Annotated in this window: 16 protein-coding genes; 8 read left to right on the forward strand and 8 right to left on the reverse strand. The window is 45.3% G+C overall.

The window, feature by feature from the left end:
- Positions 1-2: 2 nt before the first annotated feature.
- Complete coding sequence (gene yjgA, locus GPLA_RS15525; RefSeq protein WP_007105894.1) at positions 3-530, reverse strand: ribosome biogenesis factor YjgA; 528 nt, start codon at positions 528-530, stop codon at positions 3-5.
- A 101-nt stretch (positions 531-631) separates the two neighbouring features.
- Here yjgA and pmbA point away from each other — a divergent pair, with 101 nt between their 5' ends.
- Complete coding sequence (gene pmbA, locus GPLA_RS15530; RefSeq protein ID WP_007105895.1) at positions 632-1,957, forward strand: metalloprotease PmbA; 1,326 nt, start codon at positions 632-634, stop codon at positions 1,955-1,957.
- Positions 1,958-2,010: 53 nt separating this feature from the next.
- Here pmbA and GPLA_RS15535 read toward each other — a convergent pair whose 3' ends face one another.
- Both GPLA_RS15535 and GPLA_RS15540 read right to left on the reverse strand, forming a co-directional pair.
- Entirely contained in the window at positions 2,011-3,927 is a 1,917-nt protein-coding gene (locus tag GPLA_RS15535) for a S9 family peptidase (protein WP_007105896.1), read from the reverse strand.
- An 87-nt stretch (positions 3,928-4,014) separates the two neighbouring features.
- Positions 4,015-5,127, reverse strand: coding sequence for a hypothetical protein (locus tag GPLA_RS15540; protein WP_007105897.1), 1,113 nt, complete (start codon positions 5,125-5,127; stop codon positions 4,015-4,017).
- Positions 5,128-5,298: 171 nt separating this feature from the next.
- On the opposite strand from GPLA_RS15540, the gene GPLA_RS15545 reads away from it, so the two are divergent.
- Positions 5,299-5,895 carry a glutathione S-transferase family protein gene (locus GPLA_RS15545; protein ID WP_007105898.1) on the forward strand — a complete coding sequence of 199 codons (597 nt, stop codon included), beginning with the start codon at positions 5,299-5,301 and terminating at the stop codon, positions 5,893-5,895.
- An 18-nt stretch (positions 5,896-5,913) separates the two neighbouring features.
- Here GPLA_RS15545 and GPLA_RS15550 read toward each other — a convergent pair whose 3' ends face one another.
- The 4 genes from GPLA_RS15550 to GPLA_RS15565 form a co-directional block, all read right to left on the reverse strand.
- Positions 5,914-6,366 carry an NfeD family protein gene (locus tag GPLA_RS15550; RefSeq protein ID WP_007105899.1) on the reverse strand — a complete coding sequence of 151 codons (453 nt, stop codon included), beginning with the start codon at positions 6,364-6,366 and terminating at the stop codon, positions 5,914-5,916.
- Positions 6,350-7,306 (reverse strand): SPFH domain-containing protein, encoded by a 957-nt coding sequence (locus GPLA_RS15555; protein WP_007105900.1) that lies wholly within the window; start codon positions 7,304-7,306, stop codon positions 6,350-6,352. Before GPLA_RS15555 ends, GPLA_RS15550 begins: the two co-directional genes overlap by 17 nt.
- Positions 7,307-7,426: 120 nt before the next feature.
- The gene (gene pepQ, locus GPLA_RS15560; RefSeq protein ID WP_007105901.1) at positions 7,427-8,746 is read right to left on the reverse strand and encodes a Xaa-Pro dipeptidase; all 1,320 of its coding nucleotides are present in this window, start codon (positions 8,744-8,746) and stop codon (positions 7,427-7,429) included.
- A gap of 66 nt (positions 8,747-8,812) precedes the next feature.
- The gene (locus tag GPLA_RS15565; RefSeq protein WP_007105902.1) at positions 8,813-10,726 is read right to left on the reverse strand and encodes a lytic transglycosylase domain-containing protein; all 1,914 of its coding nucleotides are present in this window, start codon (positions 10,724-10,726) and stop codon (positions 8,813-8,815) included.
- A 287-nt stretch (positions 10,727-11,013) separates the two neighbouring features.
- Between GPLA_RS15565 and fadB the strand changes: the two genes are divergently transcribed.
- The 3 genes from fadB to GPLA_RS15580 all read left to right on the forward strand — a co-directional run bounded on the left by fadB (position 11,014) and on the right by GPLA_RS15580 (position 16,137).
- Complete coding sequence (fadB, locus tag GPLA_RS15570; protein ID WP_007105903.1) at positions 11,014-13,173, forward strand: fatty acid oxidation complex subunit alpha FadB; 2,160 nt, start codon at positions 11,014-11,016, stop codon at positions 13,171-13,173.
- A 21-nt stretch (positions 13,174-13,194) separates the two neighbouring features.
- A complete protein-coding gene (fadA, locus tag GPLA_RS15575) occupies positions 13,195-14,355 on the forward strand; it encodes an acetyl-CoA C-acyltransferase FadA (protein WP_007105904.1) in 1,161 nt (386 codons plus the stop codon).
- Between the two features lie 942 nt (positions 14,356-15,297).
- Positions 15,298-16,137: a hypothetical protein gene (locus GPLA_RS15580; RefSeq protein ID WP_007105905.1), complete on the forward strand. Its 840-nt coding sequence runs from the start codon at positions 15,298-15,300 to the stop codon at positions 16,135-16,137.
- Between the two features lie 212 nt (positions 16,138-16,349).
- Here GPLA_RS15580 and GPLA_RS15585 read toward each other — a convergent pair whose 3' ends face one another.
- A complete protein-coding gene (locus tag GPLA_RS15585; protein ID WP_040515025.1) occupies positions 16,350-18,443 on the reverse strand; it encodes a TonB-dependent receptor plug domain-containing protein in 2,094 nt (697 codons plus the stop codon).
- Positions 18,444-18,915: 472 nt separating this feature from the next.
- Here GPLA_RS15585 and GPLA_RS15590 point away from each other — a divergent pair, with 472 nt between their 5' ends.
- From GPLA_RS15590 to GPLA_RS15605, 3 genes are all read left to right on the forward strand, one after another.
- The gene (locus GPLA_RS15590) at positions 18,916-19,998 is read left to right on the forward strand and encodes a purine nucleoside permease (RefSeq protein ID WP_007105907.1); all 1,083 of its coding nucleotides are present in this window, start codon (positions 18,916-18,918) and stop codon (positions 19,996-19,998) included.
- Positions 19,999-20,048: 50 nt separating this feature from the next.
- Positions 20,049-21,470: an adenosine deaminase family protein gene (locus tag GPLA_RS15595; RefSeq protein ID WP_007105908.1), complete on the forward strand. Its 1,422-nt coding sequence runs from the start codon at positions 20,049-20,051 to the stop codon at positions 21,468-21,470.
- Positions 21,471-21,947: 477 nt separating this feature from the next.
- Positions 21,948-22,356, forward strand: a 409-nt coding sequence (locus tag GPLA_RS15605) for a hypothetical protein (RefSeq protein ID WP_226993133.1), incomplete at its 3' end; no start/stop codon positions are given.

The raw sequence follows: 22,356 nt of genomic DNA on the forward strand, positions 1-22,356 counted from the left end.
AATTATCCATCTATTGTCGATTGTAGATACTTAAATAACTCGCGAGCCGCCTTGGGCGGTTTATTATCCGCTTGTTGTTTTACCGCTTGGCGAACCAACTGGCGTAACTTCTGACGTTCCAGAGCAGGATGCTCTTCGAGTACCTCTTCGATTGCGCTATCACCTTGGGCAATTAAGTTATCGCGCAATAATTCTAATTTGTGAAATTTTTGATTACTTTTTTGATGAGAAGCTTGAATTTGCAGCAAAGCTTGCTCGATAGGTGTCACATCTCTGTGGCGCATCAACTTGCCAATTAACTGCAATTGTCGACGATAGCCTTCTTTTTTGCGCAAAATACGCCGGGCTAGCAGGACTGCGTCGAGTAATTCCTGATCCATAGGAATTTTTGCCAATGCAGCTGGACTCAAATCCACGAGGGATACGCCCAATTTTTGCAAGTCATTTGATTGATTCTTGAGCTGAGTTTTGCTCAGTTGAGTGTCGTCTTGTTCTACTTCGAATTCGTTTTTATCTGGAGATACGGCCATAACAATGTCTTTAGTGGTACACTAGAAAAATATTGTAACCTTGTATGGGCGATTAATATAGTTCGCCGCTCAAGGTAATCTGGTTTGATAGTGAAGGGTGTATGCAGCAGCAATTAACGGATATCCAACAAATAGTCGAAGATGTATTAAAACTGGCCAAAGAAAAAGGTGCCACACAAGCTGAAGCAAGTATGTCTAAGGTGCGTGGTATCGCGGTTTCATCCCGTTTGAAAGAAGTGGAAACCGTCGAATTTACTAACGACGGAGGGTTAGGGATCACGGTCTATAAAGGGCAACGCAAAGGCAGTGCCTCTACCGCAGATTTAAGTCCAGCTGCTTTACGTCTCACCGTCGAAAAGGCCATTGAGATAGCGAAATACACAGGGGAAGACCCTTGCTCTGGTTTAGCGGATAAAGACCTAATGGCATTTGAGCCACAAGATCTCGATTTATATCATCCAATTGAGCTAGACACTGATTTTGCCATTGAGCAGGTTATTAAAGCGGAAACTGCCGCGTTAGCATTTGACCCACGTATCACCAATTCTGACGGGGCGTCTTACAATGCTAATTTAGGCACTAAGGTGTATGGCAACAGCCATGGCTTAAACGTCGGTTACAACAGCAGCCGTTACAGTATGAGCTGCGTGGTAATTGGTGAGCAAGACGGCGACATGCAGCGTGATTATAGCTACACAGTTGGGCGTCAAGCTGAGCTTATGGCCAGTCCTGAGCAAATTGGTAGAGAATCCGCCGAATTTACTTTAAGCCGCTTAGGTGCGCGCCAAATTAAAACGGCAAAAGTCCCCGTTTTGTTTGATAAAGAAATCGCCTCTGGTTTGATTGGTCACTTCATCAGTGCCATCAGCGGCGGAAACTTATTCCGTAAGTCTTCATTCTTGTTAGATAAACTGGGTGAGCAAGTGCTGCCTAACTGGTTTGAAATAAGTGAGCGCCCGCATATTATGCGCGGCTTAGCCAGCTCATGGTTCGACCATGAGGGTGTGCGTACCCAAGATAGTGAAATCGTCACTGACGGTATCCTCAATCAATACCTGTTAACCAGTTATTCTGCGCGAAAAATGCAGATGCAGTCTACCGGGCACGCAGGGGGGATTCACAATTGGTTGATCAAACCTAGTGGCCAAAGCGACCAGCAAATGTTGGCTGAATTAGGTACAGGTTTGTTGGTCACCGAACTAATGGGCCAAGGGGTGAATATTGTCACAGGCGATTACAGCCGAGGCGCTGCTGGTTTCTGGGTTGAAAATGGCGTGATCCAATTCCCTGTGCACGAAATTACCATTGCCGGTAACTTAGCCGATATGTTGAAAAATATTGTCGCAGTGGGGGCTGAACTGGAAAGTCGAGGCAGTATTTCCACCGGTTCAATTTTGATTGATAACATGCAAGTCGCAGGCGACTAAACAGCAGATATTAAAAATAAAGGGCAGTCACAGCAATGTGGCTGCCCTTTATTTTAATCGATTAAGTGAACTTGTAAAAAGTCGGCAAGTTGCTGATAAAAAGTAATTTTATTGACGACTTTGGTGATACCGTGCCCTTCATCTGGAAAGCGCAGATAGGTAACGGGCAAACCCTTTTCTCTTAACGTTTGTACCATAACGTCTGATTCCGCAACAGGATCTCTTGGGTCATTAACGCCATGCTCGTAAAACATTGGCGCGTTGATTTTATGCACTGTATTAATGGGTGAATTTTCTGCATAAAATTTCTGCCAACGCGCCTCGTTAATATCACCGTATTCAATCCGGTCTGAGGCTTTCAACGCAGGTGACGCGGTTTTCAATGCGGTGACCCAATCTGCGACACCAACGATGGATATACCAGCAGAGAAGGCATCAGGATACGCACCCATGACGGCATTGACCATATAACCACCGTATGAGCGACCCATAACCGCGGAACGTTCTACGTTGACCTTTCCTTCTTTTTTAAGCCAAGCCAACGCATCCACTAAATCACGGACGCTATCTAAGCGCTTTTCTTGGTTGTCCAATTGAGCATAAGTTTTTCCAAATCCAGTCGAGCCTCGCACGTTAATATCAAGTACTGCTACGCCTTTGCCGAGTAAGTATTGGATGGTGGGTTTCCAACTGGCGCGAGATTGAAACGTTGGCCCACCATGCACATTGAATATTATGGGAGGCAAGGTGTCTTGTTTGCTAGCGGGTAAGTATAATAACCCATGAATGGTTACCCCGTCCCGTGCTGGCATACTGACTGCTATGGGAGATAACATATCTTCATCGTCTATACCCGCCATGTTAGGTGCGAGTAGCAGCTCAGTTTGCTGATTGGTTAAATCTACCAAATACAAACTCCCCGGCGTAGCGGGGCCACTTATGCGGACTAATAGATCGTTACCCTGTTCAGCACAGGAAAGGGAATACACCCCTTCAGGTAAGGATATTTGTTGTTGGTTATGACGCTGCAGATGGTAAATATGCAGCTTGTCAAAGCCATTCTCATTCGTTGTCCAGGCCAAATATGTGCCCTGCATGCAAATCTGCACACTTTCAATATCGTAGTCACCACTAAACAAAATGCGGTCAGTAGCAGAACTCAAGTCATACTGGCGTAACGCATTCATTTCTTGCCCCTCGTTTGAGGTAAAATAAAATGATTCCCCTGAGCCTGACCAGACAAAATTGCCATAACTTGAAGGTATCTGGGGTTTGAATATTGAGGTCATCTTGCGGGTAGTGGTGTTAAGCAAATATACATTCGCTCCGTCTTCACCAACGGCTTCTGTGACAATAACGAGCTCGCCATTCGGCTGCCATTGATGAGGTCTAAAGAAATACTCCGCTTGGTAGATGAGACGAGTTGATAGTTTACTGCTCTGGGCATTAAAATCGACAACATAAATATCAAAGTCTCGGCCGTTGCGCTCAGTTGATGAATACGCAAAGTGACGCCCGCTGGTATCAAACTGCCCAGGAACTTGGTAGGCCTCACTGAAGGGAAGCACAATTTTTTCATGCAGGCCGTCAATAGATATCAAGTTGAAAGCTTCGCGCTCATTACCGTTGTTGTCTGCGCCGTAAATGAGTTCTTTGCCATTGGGGTGCCACTGATAATTCGTAATGCCATTACCGAAGGTTAACTGGGTTACTTTTTTATCTTTTATGTCCATTAACCAAAGTTGTGGAGCGCCACTGACATCACTCACATAAGCGGCAATCGTACCTTGGGGATTCAGCGAGGCCTGATATGCTCCTCGTGCTAGGATTAAGCGTGAAATATCATAGGGCCTATCACTGGCGGTGCCTATGTTGATAGGTTTAGTTTGGGGGATATCTTGGGGGTATGGCCATTCCTTGCTCAATAATGGCTGAGCAAACAACAAAGTGATGATTAAAAGACTTTTCATGTTCATCATCCTTAATGTGTTTATTTAAAACTTATGTATAACAATGGTTGAAGGGAAGGCTCCCCTCAACATCGAATCGCGCATTTCCTATGCGATTAAATCGTGAATTTTATTCAGCGATGGCAAGGGTTGATTGCTTTGATAGAATAGACGATTTAAACGCCCTAGCAAGTTTACGCTGCGACTCGGATCATGTTCTTTCATACGGTGTTGGCTGGTGGTTTCTAAAAACTCCCAGGGTTTTAAATCCCAGACGGCAATTTGCTTAGGCGTTGAGCCCACAGCGGCCACCGTACTCAAAATCCGCTCCGTCTTACTTTCATTGGTTGCGATCAGCTCATTTTGATAGATATTTTCTAATGGCGTTGCGATAGCGGCTATGGTGCTGTCGATGGCGTGCCATATTTGTGCGTGATCAAAGGGCTGGCCGATTGGCGCATAATAACCCATCACCTCCCACTCTAACTCTGCGTTACCTTTAGCAATTGAGCTGCCAATTTCAGCGCTGTAGGCTAAATCAGGACGAGCGCCTATGTTATATGCGTCTACCGACAAACCAACGCAAACCGCTATGTCACCGAAGCAGTTGGGCGCGTAATAAATCGCTTCGAATGCAGCGCGTTTCACCCCCATCCAGCCGTGTACCACGGGATCCTGTAAGGCGAATTGACGCACTTCGTCTGGTAAATCTTCGCCGTACTTATCGATAAATAAATGTGATGGGTCTTGGGCTAGGTGCTGATCTTGCACCCACACTTCGTATTCTTGGCGATTATCGGCTTTGCCACGACTTTTGATCCCATAAGACAAGTTAATCGGGCGGCAAATATCTCTATCTTCGCCATCTTTATGGAAAAACTCTGAACGAAAACGTTTGATAAACGGCGCATCACTGCCGGCAATGGCGGCTGTGGGGTAACGAAAGCCAATTTCACTTCTTGGCACGATATGAAAACCAGAGATGCTTTTTTCGAGTTGGTTTTTGACCCCATGCAGCACATTAACGTTGGGCACCACTATGCTGCGTTCTGGCTCTATGGTCAGGCGACGTCCATCAGGGGTAATAAATTTAGGGGTTTTATGAAATTCATGACGAGTTAATCCTAACGTCTCAGCGTATTGTGTGCGTAACAAAGCTAGCTCAGAGAACAGGGCATCGTGGTTTCGAATATGTTTGAACAATGGGCGATGATCAGCCATAGGTGCATTCTTCTCTGTTGTAGGTTATTTTCATTTACGTTGATTAACGAACTTTATTGTTTGTTTATAAGTATTTACCTGCGTAAATACAAGGGTGATAAGTAAAAGTTGCATCGTATAGGCTTAGTCAGGTAGCGGTTAGTTATGACTACAATACAGGGTAAATATTGCATGAAAATTTATGCGGACGAGCAATCGGGTAATTGCTATAAGGTCAAGTTACTGTGTGGGCTGTTGAGTATTGAACATCAATGGATACACGTTGATATTTTAGCTGGTGATACTGCCGCGCAAGATTTTTTGACCAAAAATCCCAATGGTAAGATCCCACTTTTGACATTAGATGATGGTCGTCACCTGTGGGAATCAAATGCCATCATTAACTATTTGGCCCATGGCAGTGCATTGTTGCCAAGTGACCCATTTTTGTTAGCGAAAGTGCAGCAATGGCAGTTTTTTGAGCAGTACAGCCATGAACCCTATATTGCCGTCGCGCGCTTTATTGCAAAGTATTTAGGCTTACCTGAGGCGAAAAAAGTCGAATATGAAGCCAAGCAAGCAGGTGGTCACAAAGCGCTGGCCGTGATGGAATCACAACTGGCTAACACGCCATTCTTAGTGGGTGACAGCATCACCACCGCGGATATTAGCCTGTATGGCTATACTCATGTGGCCCATGAAGGTGGTTTTGACTTAACTGGGTATCCCGCCTTACAAGCCTGGTTATTACGTATCGAGGCCCTGACAAACTATGTGGCTATGGGCTAAATAATCCTAAAAGCCTGCTTAATCGCAGGCTTCAATCGTGAATTGGCCAACTTCTACCGCAATGACTTGCACTTTGCTGCCACTGGTAATCGGCTGGGCACTGACGAGACGCCATTTTATCCCTGAGTACTGGTACACCCCTGGCTGCGCAGGACTGATGTCACTGGCGAGCACAAAACTGTGACCAATTAAATCACTACTGGGTTTTTTGCGATCCACATCTTGCTGCATATTCTTGAGGGGTTTCCACAAAAATAGCGCCAACAGCGCAGTGAAAAACGACACAAACAAACTGGCGTTTAAAGCAGTATCGCCAATCAGCCCAATTTGAATTAATAGCCCTGTGAGCAACGCCGCTCCACCGACAAAAAACAGTACGAAAGTGGAAAAGCCCAAGACTAAAATTTCAATGGCGAGTAACAGCAGCCCCAGGCTAATTAGCCCAATACCGAGATTATCGCTTAACCACATCATGCTTTGCTCGATTTAGTGAGTTAATAATAGTGGTCGCTTGTGCTACTACGCCGGCGATATCTGTCCCGCTATCAGGCAGCAATACCACAGATGATTCTTTAGCGATGGCGAGTTTAGCTTCAATGGCTTTGGTGGCCAAGTCCAATTGAATGGCTTTTTGCCCTTCTTCGGTAGCGGCAGCTTCACCGACCTGACGTAATGCTTCAGCTTGTGCTGTGGCGACTGCGACTATGGCCTTTGCTTCACCTTCAGCGCGTAATACCGCTTCGGCTTTATCCGCTTCGGCAGCGAGTACCACAGAAGCTTTTTCACCTTCAGCGCGGTTGATAGCGGCTTGCCTGTCACCTTCGGACTCTAAAATTTGTGCGCGCTTGACCCGTTCGGCCTTCATTTGCGCTTCCATGGCCTCCATTACCGATGATGGCGGCACTATGTCTTTAATTTCGTAGCGAAGGACCTGTATGCCCCAAGGACCTGCGGCCTCGTTAATCGCTGCGACGATATTGGTATTCAGTACATCGCGTTCCTCAAAGGTTTTATCCAGCTCCATTTTACCTAGCTCAGAACGCATAGTCGTTTGCGCAAGCTGCGTGACGGCGAATACATAGTCATCTATGCCGTACGTGGCTTTGTAAGGGTCAAGTACTCGGAAATACAACACGCCGTCCACTGACAATGAAATATTGTCTTTGGTGATAGCACTTTGCTCAGGTACATCCACGGCTTTTTCTTTCAATGACCGATCGGCTGATATCCGGTCAATAAAGGGTACGATAAAGTTTAATCCCGCTTCCTTGGTGGACTGATACTTACCAAAACGTTCAATCACATAGGCGCGGTTTTGCGGCACAAATTTAATCGAAGATTTAAGTAGTACAATTACAAACACTAACAGCAGTGTTTGTACCGAGAGTAAATAACTGAGTATAACGTCCATATATAACTTCCTAGTTGATTGGCCAATGGGCCATGCAGATAATGCTGTTGAGGTTAACGTGAGTTGCTAACCTCGCCTTTAATTCTGTTTTTTCCTGTTATTGCAGCGCTTACTTTAGCCTTAATTTAAGCCTAGTTCGCGGGTCATATTCTCATTTTTATCTCTGTGCACAATGATATTGTCTTCAATACGTATGCCACCATATGGCCTAAATGTATCGACGACATCCCAGTTGATAAATTTAGATTTTTCAGTGCTTTTTAAATCTGCCAATAAGCTATCGATAAAGTACAAACCAGGCTCAATAGTAAACACTTGGCGTGCTTCAATCATGCGGGTAGTACGTAAAAATGGATGATCTGCTGGTGGTGGGTTAGGTGTGCCGCGATCATCTGCCACGTGGCCTGCCACATCGTGTACCTGCAAGCCAAGAAAGTGCCCGATACCGTGGGGAAAGAAGGTGCTGACAAAGTTTTGTGCTAACACATCTTCAGCAGCCAAGTTAACAATCTTAAACTGACTCAACAATTGAGCAATCTGTGCATGGGCGGCGATGTGCACGTCACTGTAAGCCACACCGGGTTTCAACATATCCACTAGACTCAAGGTGACTCGGTCCATGCCTTTTATCAACTCAGCAAAATGATTGTTTTCCTGGCAGTAGGTACGAGTGATATCGGCTGCGTAGCCGTGAAAGCTGGCCCCGGCGTCGATCAAGAACGAGCGTGACTCGCTCGGTGCGACCACGTCTTGCTCCATGTAGTGTAAAATTGAGCTGTTTTCATTTAAAGCCACAATATTGTTGTATGGTACTTGATTATCACTCTGACGAACCGCGGCTAAATACGCCTGATTAATATCGAACTCGCTTTTCCCCCCATGAAACGCAGCGGCTGCGGCATTGTGCCCAGCAACGGCTAACACATTGGCTTGACGCATACACGCCAGCTCATAATCAGTTTTGTACGCGCGTTGATAATGCAGATAATTCAGTACACGGTCTGGGTTTACCAAGTCAAAACCTAAGGCTTTGGCGACTTCGATGTATTCGCCAATATAGGCAAATCGACTTCTGTCATAAGGTAGGTGCTTTTCTACTGCGTCAGCCTGAGTCAGCAAAATCACATCGAATTGCTCAACCCAAAAATCATTGGGTTCTGGGGGCACCTTATGCCAGAAGTCTTTTGGGCGATAAAAAATGAGTTTGGGCTTGTCTGTACCGTTAACGATTAACCAGCAATTTGGGTTATCGATTACGGGTAACCAGGCTTTGAATTGCGGGTTACATTTAAATGGATAATTGTTGTCATCGAGGAACATGCGCTTGGCTTGTCCAGAATGAATGATCAGGCCATCTATGCCCTCGCGAGACAGAGCCTCTTTCGTTCTGGCTTGTAATTCTTCAATATGTTGCGGATAAAGTTGAGCTAGCGTTTGCATGTGTCGTGTCCACGAGTTCGTCATCCCTTTACGTTACCACAACCCGTGATTATCGCGCTAGCTGCCTCATTGTTGCAGGGGGACTATTTGCATGTCGACCAGCTCTTTAAACACTTGGCTTGGTTGACCTAAGCGCTGGGCGTATATCTGTTTATAGGCCATTACCGCTTTTACATAATTACGGGTTTCTTTGTAAGGAATCGTTTCTACCCATATATCCATCGGTACTGCGTCTTGTTCGGGTAACCAGTCGAGTACTTTACGCCAGCCCGCATTGTAAGATGCTGTTGCGAGTACTGGGTTGTTGTCCATTTTATCCATTAAATAGCGCATATACTGAGTGCCAAATTCGACGTTTTTTTCTGGATCAAACAAGCTACGGCCACCGACCTTCTTTTTCGCTAGGTAGTTGGCTGTGCCGGGCATCAACTGCATTAACCCCCGCGCACCCGCATGTGAGTTCGCATCTGCCATAAACGAGCTTTCTCGGCGCACAATGGCAAACGCCCAAGCGGGATCAATCTGATGTTTGTTGGCGCTGTTGATCAGTGTTTTATCGTAAGCAATCGGAAAACGGCGTTCAAGATCGTCTAAATAGCCTACTCGAGCAAAGGTAAATATGGCTTGATCATGCCACTTCCAACTGTCGGCCAAAACGGCGGCCATCAAGCTTTGTTGCTCAGATAGGTCTTGCTGTAAGTCATACCATTCGCGCCGAGCGCTGAGGCTGCGATCTAATTGCAAAAACTCGTAGGCCCGTCTAGCTTGGGGCATGTTGGAGACTTCAAGTAACTGCTGCGGGCTAAAGTTCAGGGTTTTATCATGCAAAGTGGGTTGCTGAGCCAGCTTACCGCTCGCCATAAAGCCATAATAATGGCGTTGGTCGGCCAGCTTACTAAAGGTTTGTTGGGCTAAGTCCCCAGCTTTTAGCTGTTCGTATGTGCGGCCCAACCAATACTGAAAGGCTAAATCTTCAGCAATACCCTTAGGCGCAGTTTCGATTAGGTCCAGTGCGTGTTGCCAGTTTCCCAGCCGTAAAACATGTGCTAAATGCCAACGAAATAACTCGATATCATACGAATCCGCACTGGCTTTATCTAACCATAAGTCTGCTTGCGGGTGATCCGCTACAGCCAAGGCTATGGCGAACCGCTCCGTCATTGCGCGGCGCTGAGGCAGGGTAAACGCAAAGCGCTTTTCTAACGCGAACCAGCTTTTTAAGGCTAAATCAGGTTGGCTAAAGGCTAAACGCTTAAGGCCGTAGAGTAGAATTTGGCTTTCTTTGTCCACTTGTTTATGGGGGAATTTAGATCCACGGCTAACATAGCTCGCATCTCGGCGCACCGCTAACCACAAGTCAGCCAAGTAGCGCTCATTGTCAGGTAACAGTTTTTTTAAGTAAGGAACTAGGGTGTGCTTACCGTTGGTGGCCGCTAACACTAATCGTTGCCACACCATGTCTTTGCTCAGCAACCCTGCTTGTTGCCACACTTTAAATACGTGATCGCAGGCCTTTGGTTGCGACTGACCCACCACCCACAATCTTGGTACTTCGGTTAGCGCAACGTCTCGTAACGCTGGGTCACTCAAACTGAATTCAATTTTGTTACAGGCGAGCTCGGCGCTACCCGTATTTTTGTAATCGGCTAAAAATTCGCTTTTCCGTTGATGTTTAGCTAAGTATTGCAACCAAGCTTTACGTAATGACCTGTCGAGTGGAGTGCCTTCGTAACGGGCCAGAAAGGCTTCTATTTGAGGCCCATTTTTTCTATTGATACTGTTCATCAATGCTTTCAACTGGACATAAGGCAGCAAAGGGTAGTCTACTAATTGTGCGACTAACGCTTGATATTCAGCACTTTGCGGCTTGTAAGCCAGTGATTCTGCTTCGATGAAGATTTCACGCTGATGTATTAATTTTTGCTCTGCTGAAGAAAGTGTGGTCGTTGCCTGAGATGAAAAGCACGCTAGCAGTAGCAACAGAATATGGGTAATACGCAGAATAACCCTGCCTCATTCGTTGGTTAAATAACTACCATAAGATATCTGTAATAAGGGCTAAGGGACAACCTAAGTTTCAACATATTTAACTGGCATGACCAGTTGAATTATGGCAACTTACCCCAATTTGATAATTGTTATAAATTAGTTGTTGTTTTGATATTAAGATATTAACCAGAGTGCAGCTCAGAAGCTCTGCTAATCGAAATGTAAACCATCATACAGTTTAATACCCTCAATCCTGGCCAAAGCCAAAGGAGAAAATAATGATATATGAAGGCAAAAGCCTCAACGTAACGCTGTTGCCAAACGGCATTGCAGAGCTTGTATTCGATGCTCACGGTTCGGTGAATAAATTTGACCGTCAAACCGTTAGCGAGCTAGACGAAGCGACTCAAGCCATTAAAAGTCAGTCAGACGTGAAAGGTGTGTTGGTTCGCTCGAATAAGTCGACCTTTATCGTAGGTGCTGATATTACCGAATTTACCGGCTTGTTTGACATGGCTGAAGAAGAAGTGCTGACTTGGGTAGCGAAAACGTCTCAAGTATTCGATCGATTCGAAGACTTACCTTTCCCGACAATTTCGGCTATCAATGGCTTTGCCTTAGGCGGGGGTTGTGAAATGACCCTAGCCTGTGACCTGCGCGTAGCAGACACCACAGCAGCCATAGGTTTACCTGAAGTTAAACTGGGTCTAATGCCCGGTTTTGGTGGCACAGTACGCCTACCTCGTCTAATCGGTGCTGATAATGCCCTAGAGTGGATGACCACAGGCCGTGACCGCAAAGCCGCTAAAGCGTTAGCGGAAGGTGCAGTGGATGCAGTCGTCGCACCAGAAAAATTACGTGATGCGGCCCTTAGCATGTTGCAAGACGCGATTGACGGTAAGTTTGGCTGGGAAGCACGTCGCGCCCAGAAAAAAGCCCCGCTTAAATTGAACAAAAACGAATCCATGATGAGCTTCTCAACAGCTAAAGCCATGGTATTCGCCCAAGCGGGTAAGCATTACCCCGCGCCACATGCCATGGTTGATACCGTAGCTAACGCATCCCGTTTAGACCGTGATGGCGCACTAGCGCTTGAAAATCAAGGTTTTACCAAACTGGCGAAAAGCGATGCAGCCAAAGCCCAAGTGGGTATCTTCTTGGCTGACCAATTAGTGAAAAGCAAAGGTAAGAAGCAGGCGAAAGCGTCGACTAAAGACGTTAAGTCAACTGCGGTATTAGGTGCAGGCATCATGGGTGGTGGTATTGCTTATCAATCAGCCGTGAAAGGCACGCCGGTTATCATGAAAGACATCAACCAAGGTGCATTGGATCTTGGCTTGAACGAAGCGGCAAAAATTCTAGGCAAAGGCATGTCGCGGGGTAAAGTCACCCCAGCGCTAATGGCCAGCACCTTGAACAGCATAGTGCCTACTCTTGAATATTCAGCAATCAAAGACGTTGATTTGGTCATTGAAGCGGTAGTTGAAAACCCAAAAGTTAAAGGCATCGTGCTTAAAGAAACTGAGCAACATGTGGCGGATGACGCGGTGATTTGCTCAAACACATCCACTATCTCAATTAACCAGTTAGCGAAAAGCCTAGATAAGCCAGAGCGCTTCTGCGGTATGCATTTCTTTAACCCAGTGCACAAAATGCCTTTGGTTGAGATTATCCGCGGTGAAAAAACCACAGACGCCACCATTGCCACGGTTGTTGCTGCCACCTTGAAGATGGGCAAAACCCCGATTGTAGTGAATGACTGCCCAGGTTTCTTAGTAAACCGGGTGTTGTTCCCTTACTTCGCGGGCTTTAGCAAGCTGGTCATGGACGGCGCAGACTTTGTCGCAGTCGATAAAGTCATGGAGAAAATCTTCGGTTGGCCTATGGGCCCAGCTTACTTACTTGACGTCGTGGGCATGGATACTGCCGATCACGCCTCAAGCGTGATGGCTGATGGCATTCCTGAGCGTATGCAAAAAATCGATAACGATCCTGTGACCTTGTTGTACAAATCTGAGCGCTTAGGTCAGAAAAATGGCAAAGGTTTTTACAACTTCAGCCTAGACAAACGTGGTCGCCCTGCGAAAGTAGCTGCTGATGAAGCATACGCCTTGTTTGCACCACATTGTGCTGATAAGCGTGACTTCGATGCCGATGAAATCATTGCACGGGTCATGATCCCAATGGCTAACGAAGCGATCCGTTGTTTAGAAGAAGGCATAGTAGGCAGTGCAGCAGAAGCTGATATGGCCTTGTTGTACGGCTTGGGCTTCCCTCCATTCAGAGGCGGCGTGTTCCGTTACATCGAAACCATGGGCTTGGCTAACTTTGTAGCCCTTGCCGACAAATACGCGGATTTAGGTCCGATTTATCAGATTTCTGATGGTGTGCGCGAAATGGCCGCCTCAGGTAAATCTTATTTTTCTCAATCAGCCTAAATTGCACCAGAGGACAAGAACATGAAAGAAGTCGTAGTAGTCGATTGTATTCGTACCCCAATGGGGCGCTCGAAAGGCGGTATTTTCCGCAACGTGCGTGCTGAAACCTTATCAGCACACCTAATGAGCAAATTGGTTGAACGTAACCCGAACCTTGATCCAAGCGAGATTGAAGACATTATCTGGGGTTGTGTGCAACAAACCAAAGAGCAAGGCTTTAACATCGCCCGTAATGCGCAGTTGCTGACTGACATTCCACGTAATGTTGCTGCGGTAACGGTTAACCGTTTATGTGGCTCGTCTATGCAAGCTCTGCATGATGCCGCCAGTGGCATCATGAGTGGCCGCGGTGATGTGTACATGATTGGTGGTGTTGAGCACATGGGCCATGTACCCATGGACTTTAATATTGATTTTCACCCTGGTATAGCTAAAACCGCCGCTCGCGCATCAGGCAGCATGGGTATGACAGCTGAATTATTAGGTCGTCAAAACGGTATCACCCGTGAAATGCAAGATGCATTCGGTGCCCGTTCTCATCAAAGAGCCCACGCAGCCGCAGTTGAAGGTCGCTGGAATGAAATCGTCGCCACCGAAGGCCACGACGCTGACGGCGTATTAAAACTGATTGATGCCGATGAAACCATTCGTCCAGATTCAACGGCGCAAAGCATGTCAGCGCTACGCCCAGTGTTTGACCCAGTTAACGGCACTGTGACCGCGGGTACCTCATCAGCGTTATCAGATGGCGCATCAGCCATGTTGATTATGTCTGCCGATAAAGCCAAGGCGCTAGGTTTAACCCCACGTGCGAAAATTCGCGCCATGGCAGTTGCCGGTTGTGATGCTGCTATCATGGGCTTTGGCCCAGTACCGGCTACGCAGAAAGCCCTTAAGCGTGCTGGCATGACTATGGCTGACATCGAATTAGCTGAGTTTAACGAAGCGTTCGCGGCACAGGCACTGTCTTGTATTAAGCATCTGGGCTGGTTAGATTCTTACGAAGATAAAGTGAATCTTAACGGCGGGGCGATTGCGCTTGGTCACCCACTAGGGTGTTCTGGTTCGCGTATCTCAACCACCTTAATCAACCTAATGGAAGCGAACGATAAATCTATCGGTTTAGCGACTATGTGTATTGGTTTAGGTCAAGGGATTGCAACTGTGTTTGAGCGGGTGTAACGCAAGTTGATTTAATTCTGTTTGAATAGGAGGGCGCCAGGTAGGCGCCCTTTTTTATGGCTTCGGCCAAAAAGCATACGCTTTGCTTATTTATGGTCTGCGGCCACAAAATATACGCTGCACGTACCAGCATCCTTGCTGGGTATGACAAACCATCCTTGGTCAGCCAGTGACTTCTTTTATAAAATGCGTCCATGCACTTTACCTAAAGGCCAGCTAAAGCTGTTCCATATTTATCCTGTAAATATTGGTCTATTGCCGAAAGAAGTAACCAAGACAAAATGGTCGGGAACCATTTGCACATCTGAATGACGGTGAGAAGTGACTTTCCCCTCAAAATTTAAGACCATGACATTGATGAAATTTACAATAAAATGTATTCAATTGACGCTTGACCTCTGATACCTATCATCTAACCTGATGATAGAGTGGATCCACGAAACGTAGAATTACTAGTTTACTATTCTTACAGAAACTAACAGTTTGATGCTAAAAAATATATTCAACTCCACTCCATCAAAAACTGCCAGCATAAAAAGGAAAGTTAGATAAAATATTTATTAATGCTCAAGGCCGGTCACTTATTTTCTTTCAAGTCAGAAGATATTCTCTGCACAGCGCCATTGTTAGAAAAGAAGTTAGATGCAGTATACCTCGCGCCTATAAATTATACTTGGCTTTACTATTGAGCTGGGATAATTTGATAAATTTTACGTCTCAGGAATGTTAATTGTTGGAGCAGATTTTTCTCTTATAGATAGCTTCTTTGAATCACAGATTATATTTAATGAGTTCCTTTGCTAACAAAAAATTTGCAGTTCAGAAAAAGGACTATGGCAATTTTCATTTGCTATAAACCTATGTGGGATCCTGAAAATGTAACATTGGATAATTAGCTCTATCTATTATTAAATTTAATTCACAACCAAGAGGATGAGCGAAATGGACGGATTAGAAGCGCTAAATAAAAACTATCTAATTCTTAAAAATGAAGTCGACTCTATTCAAATTTCCTTACTGAGCCAAAAAACCGCTTGGTATAAAAAAATTCCTGTCATCATTTCTATTTTGGCTCTCACATTCTCTTTTGGGACAACTTATGTTTCAAATAAAAGAATCAAGATACAAGACATTCAAGCGATAAAATCAGATTTGCGAAATATGCTTCAACAGTTGTCCGCTATTCCTTCCAGAAACTTTGAACTCACAAAAAAATATTCAGACGATCCAAATGCAGTTGCCTTTGTCGGTGGGCAAATAAATCAAGAGAATGCGTTGCTTGCTTCCCAAGCGGCGGAGTTGATAGAGCAACTACCAGACGATAGAGTTTCCGCCATAGAGGCATACTCTGTCGCTGTGGCTCTTCAGTTCTCTTATCAAAATCAAAAAGCATTTGAAATGTATGAACTGTCCCATAATTTGGCTACAGATATGAATACTAACGTTGCAGCTAAGCGAGGTATGGCAAATATTTTGTTTATAAGTGGTCAAGCTGAAGCAGGAAGAGTTCAATTTCAAGAGGCGCTTAATACCTTCTCAATTTTTAAGGGCTACAATGATTTTATTCAGAAAACCACGCATATCGTGACCTTGCTTAATTGGTTTGGTGCTGAATCAGGTTCTGGATTTAACGCACAATCTATTCAAAAGCTCAATGAAGCTGAAAACATCTCAAAAACCTTGCGTCCTGGACCATATACCGTTCAGGTTCAGGGGCAAATACAACAAGCACGCAATCAAATTATAGGACTATCTATACAATCAACTACGACAGCACAATAGAATCAACGGGCCACAGACACTGAAAAACCAAAATAATCGAAGCGCATGCAGCGTGGCCGCATGCCATAAATAAGCAAGGCCTATAAGTGTACGTAGTACTTAAGTGTTTGAAAGCCATAAAGTTCGCGACGCGAATAAAAAAGCGTCAACAGGTTTAGAGTGGTTGAAACAGCATTAACAGGGCTGACGTGTTAATGCGGACCCAAAAATGACTAGTGGCCGAACTTGACTCTTACCCCCGCATTGGCGATGAAGCCGTCGTTTCGTGACCAGATATCTGTGGTCCATTGGCCACTTGCGGCTCTTGAAGGCAGTAATAGCGGATGTTCGTCGGTTTGTTTTACATCTAACAGATTTTCTAGGTTTAAAAACCAACTCGCTCTGCCTACGGTGATTTCTCCCATCAGGCCGAGGTGCCAGTAAGGGTTCGACTCGTTAATATAAGGGTTGTCGTTTAATCTTTGGGTACCTGTGTAATAGGCTTCAAAGCCTACTCGAAACTGACCGTGTCGTTCCCACATGGCGACAAAACCGGCTGAGTGTCTGGGGGTGAGTGCAATTGTTCTTCTGTCGTTACCATCCAATGAAACTTCGGTGGCATCTAAATACAGGTAACTTGCTGTGAGCTTTATGTCCCGCCAATAATAGCGCAGTAGTACTTCAGAGCCGCGGATCTGAGTCTCGCCCTCGGCGTTGACTAATCTGACTCTGTCGAATATCGCTGTGTTGTTTGATGAGAAGGCTTGTAGCTCGGTGACGTTGTCAATATTTGAGCCAAATGCCGTTATGCTGGCTTCAATATTCTCAAGGCTATAGGTTACATCAAGAGAAGCAGTTTCAGCTTGCTCTTCTTTTAGGTCTTGCAGTGGTTCAAGTCTAGATAACCCAGCTGCTTCAATTTCTTCCACAAAAGGCGTGGGCGCGAAGTAACCTTGCCCATAAGAGCCTCTTATTGTTACATCACCCGGGCGATAGAGCATCGATACTCTAGGGCTGAATTGGGTGCCGTATTCGCTGTGCTCATCTACGCGAGCACTTATGGATGTGGTCAGTTGTTCCGTTAGCTCATAGTCTAATTGGGTGAATAACCCGGGCACGTCATAGGAATAATCAAACTGTTCGAAGGTGTCTGAGGTGAATTCTTCTGCTTGATAGGCGATGCCCACTAGCCAGTCACTGGCGCCGCTATAGCCAGCGATACTGGTTTCTAATAAATAACTTTCATGTTGATCATCCTCGCTAATATCACCATAGGTATGATCGTGTTCTTGCACCATAGCCGACGCTCTGGTGCTAAACGTAAGGGAATTCAGCACGGGCATATTGAATACCAGGCCGCCGTCAATACGCTGAGAATCTTGCCCTTGCTCAAATGGGTTGCCGTCTGCAACGACTTCCCCAGGCATAGTGCCACCTGCGCGTTGCTCGGTCATAAAGCCTGTGGTGGCATACAGTGATTCACCATTTTCACCTTCCCAAAACAAACGAGGGCGAGCGCTGTATCGCTCGTAACTTGGTAGGTCAATCCAGCCATCATCATCAATGTCTTGTTTTGTTTGACGATGGGCGCCGACCGTTAATGAACCTTTGGTCTCTTCGCCAAGGGGGCTTTCTACATAAGAGGTTAGGTCTTGCCCATCGCGGGTGGTGACATTCACTAAAGCTTCGCCATTAAGCGTATCGCCGGGGGTTCTGGATACGAGGTTAATCACCCCGCCCAATGCTGAGCCGCCATATAACGACGAGGCAGAGCCTTTAATGATCTCAACACGTCCGAGGTCGGTAGGGGGGATTTGCAATAAGCCGATAGACGAGGCTTGATTTCCGTAGAGGGGTAAACCGTCTGCCAGTAACTGAGTATAGCGTCCGTACAAGCCTTGTAGCCGAATGTTCGCACTGCCTAAAGCCGGCGACGTGGTTTGCACACGTACGCCCCCTGTTTCAGCCACTAGCATCGAAATATTACCTGGGCGCATGGCGGCTTTTTCTTCAATCTCTTCCCGGTCAATAAGCTCTACGCGGATAGGCTGATCATCGGCGATACGCCCTGAGCGTGTGGCCTGAACAACAATCTTTTCAACTTCTTCTGCATGCTCATGTTCATCTTCATGAGTGTCATCATCATGCACTTCGCCGCTAACTAGGCTCTTGGTAGTCAGGTCTGGTGCTTGATAAGCGATACTAGTTGATGGCGTGGCCGCATCATGTACTGGGAGTAATTCATCAGCCTGACTTAGGGGTATAAAACCTAGAGGCATAAAACTTAGTGTAAATACAAACGAGGCAGACGGGGATGGGCTAGGCATAAATATTTTGTTGAACCAATAATAAAATTTTGCGCAAGAATAAAGGTTCTTGTAGGTGGAAGGTCAAGGTAAAAAGAATGTATGGGTAATTAAAGGGAAAGTAAAAAATTAGAAATAGGCTCTAGTCACGGTCTAGTTTTTAATGTCCTCCTTTATACGGGAGGCTGGCAGAGCATTATGCTAATGCGCGGTGGCGCGCATACTGCGATGCACCTATATCTTGCACCTAAATAGCGCATTTGCCTCTTATTGCGTGTCGTCACCTCTACTACTCGTCGTTTAAATAGGGGGTAGAGCACTCTTTTTGCTACATGAAGTTGATAGTTTTTAACCATAGCCGTGTCGTCGTGGCCTGCATTTGCTGGGGCTGAGCCGCGACCTTTTTAATATTCGGAGTATCGAGACTTGAAAGGGCACGGTATTTGCTGACCGTTTGGTCAACTTTTATTGTCTTTTATGGATAAGCTCTCTTATGTCGTTTTTAAAACAGGCTAGATCTACCTTTTTTGTTTTGTTATCCCTCAACGCATTTAGCACCCGTGCTGCTGATAGCGTTGCTACTGACATTATCCCCGTTAAAACCGTTGTTGTGACCATGTACGAAGAGGGTGAAGCGATGGGTGATGGAGCTGGTGAATTGCAGTTGTGGTTAGAGCGGGGCAACTTTTCGACCAAATTAGACTTTCCCTTGGGGGAGTACGATTTATATCTTAGTGAAGATGGCGTATTGGTGATATGTGTAGGCGGCGGTATTCCCAATGCCACGGCTTCAATCATGGCGCTGGGTCTTGACCCTCGCTTTGACTTAAGCAAATCCTATTGGTTAATTGCAGGTATCGCTGGTGGCGACCCGGAAGATGTATCGTTAGGCACGGCTGCTTGGGCTAAGCATATTGTTGATGGTGACTTAATTTATCAAGTGGATGCACGGGAAATACCAACATCTTGGCCTTATGGCATTATTCCATTGGGCGCGACCGAACCTGCTGAAGAGCCAGAAGATATTTCAACGGGATGGACGTTAGACACGGTTTCTTTTGATTTAAACAGTGCGTTGGCTGATTGGGCTTATGCGCAAACTAAAGATATTAAGCTTGCGGATTCAGACGCGATTAAAGCATTTAGATCCCTATATAAGACTTATCCAAATGCGCAAAAACCACCTTTTGTTACCCAAGGTGATACCTTAAGTGCAAGTAAGTATTGGCATGGCAAATACCTCAATCAGTGGGCAAATGATTGGTTGAAGTTATACGGTGGTGACTCAGCTAATTTTATGACCAGTAACATGGAAGATTCAGGCACGTTAACCTCACTTATGCGCCTAGCCCGTATTAATAAAGTCGACCCTAACCGCGTTATGGTGTTACGCACGGTGAGCAATTATACTATGGCTCCCGCAGATAAGGCGACGAGTTGGAGTATTACCGCCCCTTATCCTGATGGTGGCTTCCCTGCTAAAGACGCGGCTTATATTGTAGGTAATAAGGTCGTGCAAACCATCGTTAATAACTGGGGTAAATACGAAAATACCCTACCTTACGATGCCAACTAGTGTGTTTGTCACTGGCTTAAATTAATGAATACCCCTTTGGAGTTTTGGTTATGAGAATGCTTTATTTACTCATCTTTTTGTGTGTGAATTCTATGTCTTTTGCCCACGCAAAAACCTTTGATGAAGAGTTTGAAGCATTCAAAAAGACCGCCTCAGCCCAGGCGCTATATACCTTTTTATATGCCATGCCCAAGGGCGGTGATTTACATAATCATTCAACAGGTTCAAACCTGTCTGAATGGTGGTATGCGGAAATTCTAGCCCAGCAAGAAAAGGGCTATCGCTACTACACAAAAGTTAAAATTAACAATTGTCGAGCCTATGGCAGCAATGAATTTACCCAAGCACCGTACCTGTTGTTATTCGTCAATATTCAAGCGTATGAATATGAAAAGCTCGATAGCTGCGAGCAATCTGAATACGTAGGCATACAAGATCTTAACCCCGAGCAAAAAAAGGCTTGGCTAAATAGCATTCGTCTCGATAAAAGCAGCGAAGGCCGGGATGAGTTCTTTCAAACCCATTGGGCGCGGATTAATTCCTTGATGTCTAATCCCTATATGCAGGCCAATTTAATCGTTAAAAATATGCAAGCCTTTGGGGCAGAAGGGTTAACTTATCTCGAAACAGACGCCGGAGTACGCGGCTTTGTGCACCCTGACGGTAGCCCGTTTGATAGTGAAGAGGTGTATCAAATTTATCTAGAGCGCTTCGCACAAAAAGATGCCCTTGCCACGGGGGTTACTGTGCGATTGCAGTACGCCCTAGTGCGTTTTATCACTCAGGCAGAAGACGCGCTTAAGTGGATGTATGGCTTTGTGGCTTCGCATCCAGAGCTCTATGTTGGGGTGGACATGGTGGGCCGCGAAGATAACGACAAAGGCCACCCATTACGTTTTTTGCCAACACTGCGTGCGCTTAGGCATCAGTATCATGGGGTGAATTTATCTATTCACGCAGGCGAGTCAGACGAGCCTAATCATCATATACGTGACACGCTTTTGCTTGGTGCAACGCGCATTGGTCATGGTTTAAATTTAACCGGCGACCCAGACACACTTTTATTGATGCGCTACAGCCAATACCTGATTGAAATCAATCTTATCAGCAATTTGCTGCTGGAATACGTGGATGATTACACGCAGCACCCTTTCCCTGAATATTTACGCTTAGGCATACCTGTCGCGCTTTCAACTGATGATCGCGGCATGTGGGACTCGAACATGACCGATGAATACTACACAGGGGTAACGAATTTCAACTTATCTTGGTCAGAGTTAGTGAAAACCGGTGCCAACTCGTTAGCGCATGCATTTGTTGATGAAAAAACTAAGCAGCAGCTTTTAGATGACTACAAGCAACGCATTGCTGCTTTTGAGAAAGCCTTTAGCGATAAAAAAATGGCCGCATTTGAGAAGGTGAAACCTGAAAGTTATTCCTTTGCTTGCAAGCAGTTTAAGGTCTGTCATTAAGCAATCGATATAAGTCGAGTGAGTCTTAAGTAGGCCTGTCAGGTTTATTAGGGGTTAATCTATGCGTGGTATGTGTGCCATTGGCAGACATTAGCAATCCAACAAGTCCATGGGGCCATTACTAATAAACAGAGACTATTGATTAACAGTCAAAACGGCAAACTTGATGATCAAGAATACCTAATCCACAGGTTTCAGATGTGGGTTAAAAAAGGTGGGTTTTTCATTCTATTCTCTTACACCACAACTGTTTTTTTATACAACCACCGTCTCTCGCCCGTATATATGCAAGATCTTGGGTAATGCCCGCATTTCCTCAGAGCAAGAAATAGACGAATGAAAAACCTTAGCGTTTGCAATAGGTTACCCTCAATGTTAAAAATGACGAATATAAAACAAACGCAACGAGCCGTGTTTAAACACGGGCGTTTGCGTCTTATTAATATTGTTGGATTTTCGTCGAGGTTATGAGTACAAATGAAACTGAATTTTAATTGTTCTCATTGTTTAAGTGATAACGAAACGGTAAATAATTCATTGATTGAAATAAGAGATGATAATTTTTATCAAATTACTTGTGATAAAGGTCATGTTAGTCATTTCTATATCCAGAATTTAAAGTTTGAATTATTATTTGATGCGGGCTCTATGGCATTAATTGATGGTTATCCAAACGCGGCAGTAGCTTATATATCCTCATCATTAGAAAGGCTTCATGAATTTTGTATTCATGTTTATTCGAAGGTAAATGACATTGATGATGATATATTTAAGAAAAACTGGAAGTACTTTAATAATTCATCTGAGCGGCAGCTAGGTGCTTTCCTTAACTCGTTCATGCTTTTTGAGCAATCTACTTTAAAATTTGATTTACAAAAGTACTCCC

Origin of the sequence: Paraglaciecola polaris LMG 21857, from assembly GCF_000315055.1 — a bacterium.
In the GTDB taxonomy this organism is placed as follows: domain Bacteria; phylum Pseudomonadota; class Gammaproteobacteria; order Enterobacterales; family Alteromonadaceae; genus Paraglaciecola; species Paraglaciecola polaris.

Excerpts from the sequence above, each read along its gene's own strand:
- yjgA (WP_007105894.1), bottom strand. The coding sequence starts at position 530 with ATGGCCGTATCTCCAGATAAAAACGAATTCGAAGTAGAACAAGACGAC.
- pmbA (WP_007105895.1), top strand. The coding sequence starts at position 632 with ATGCAGCAGCAATTAACGGATATCCAACAAATAGTCGAAGATGTATTA.
- GPLA_RS15535 (WP_007105896.1), bottom strand. The coding sequence starts at position 3,927 with ATGAAAAGTCTTTTAATCATCACTTTGTTGTTTGCTCAGCCATTATTG.
- GPLA_RS15540 (WP_007105897.1), bottom strand. The coding sequence starts at position 5,127 with ATGGCTGATCATCGCCCATTGTTCAAACATATTCGAAACCACGATGCC.
- GPLA_RS15545 (WP_007105898.1), top strand. The coding sequence starts at position 5,299 with ATGAAAATTTATGCGGACGAGCAATCGGGTAATTGCTATAAGGTCAAG.
- GPLA_RS15550 (WP_007105899.1), bottom strand. The coding sequence starts at position 6,366 with ATGTGGTTAAGCGATAATCTCGGTATTGGGCTAATTAGCCTGGGGCTG.
- GPLA_RS15555 (WP_007105900.1), bottom strand. The coding sequence starts at position 7,306 with ATGGACGTTATACTCAGTTATTTACTCTCGGTACAAACACTGCTGTTA.
- pepQ (WP_007105901.1), bottom strand. The coding sequence starts at position 8,746 with ATGCAAACGCTAGCTCAACTTTATCCGCAACATATTGAAGAATTACAA.
- fadB (WP_007105903.1), top strand. The coding sequence starts at position 11,014 with ATGATATATGAAGGCAAAAGCCTCAACGTAACGCTGTTGCCAAACGGC.
- fadA (WP_007105904.1), top strand. The coding sequence starts at position 13,195 with ATGAAAGAAGTCGTAGTAGTCGATTGTATTCGTACCCCAATGGGGCGC.
- GPLA_RS15580 (WP_007105905.1), top strand. The coding sequence starts at position 15,298 with ATGGACGGATTAGAAGCGCTAAATAAAAACTATCTAATTCTTAAAAAT.
- GPLA_RS15585 (WP_040515025.1), bottom strand. The coding sequence starts at position 18,443 with ATGCCTAGCCCATCCCCGTCTGCCTCGTTTGTATTTACACTAAGTTTT.
- GPLA_RS15590 (WP_007105907.1), top strand. The coding sequence starts at position 18,916 with ATGTCGTTTTTAAAACAGGCTAGATCTACCTTTTTTGTTTTGTTATCC.
- GPLA_RS15595 (WP_007105908.1), top strand. The coding sequence starts at position 20,049 with ATGAGAATGCTTTATTTACTCATCTTTTTGTGTGTGAATTCTATGTCT.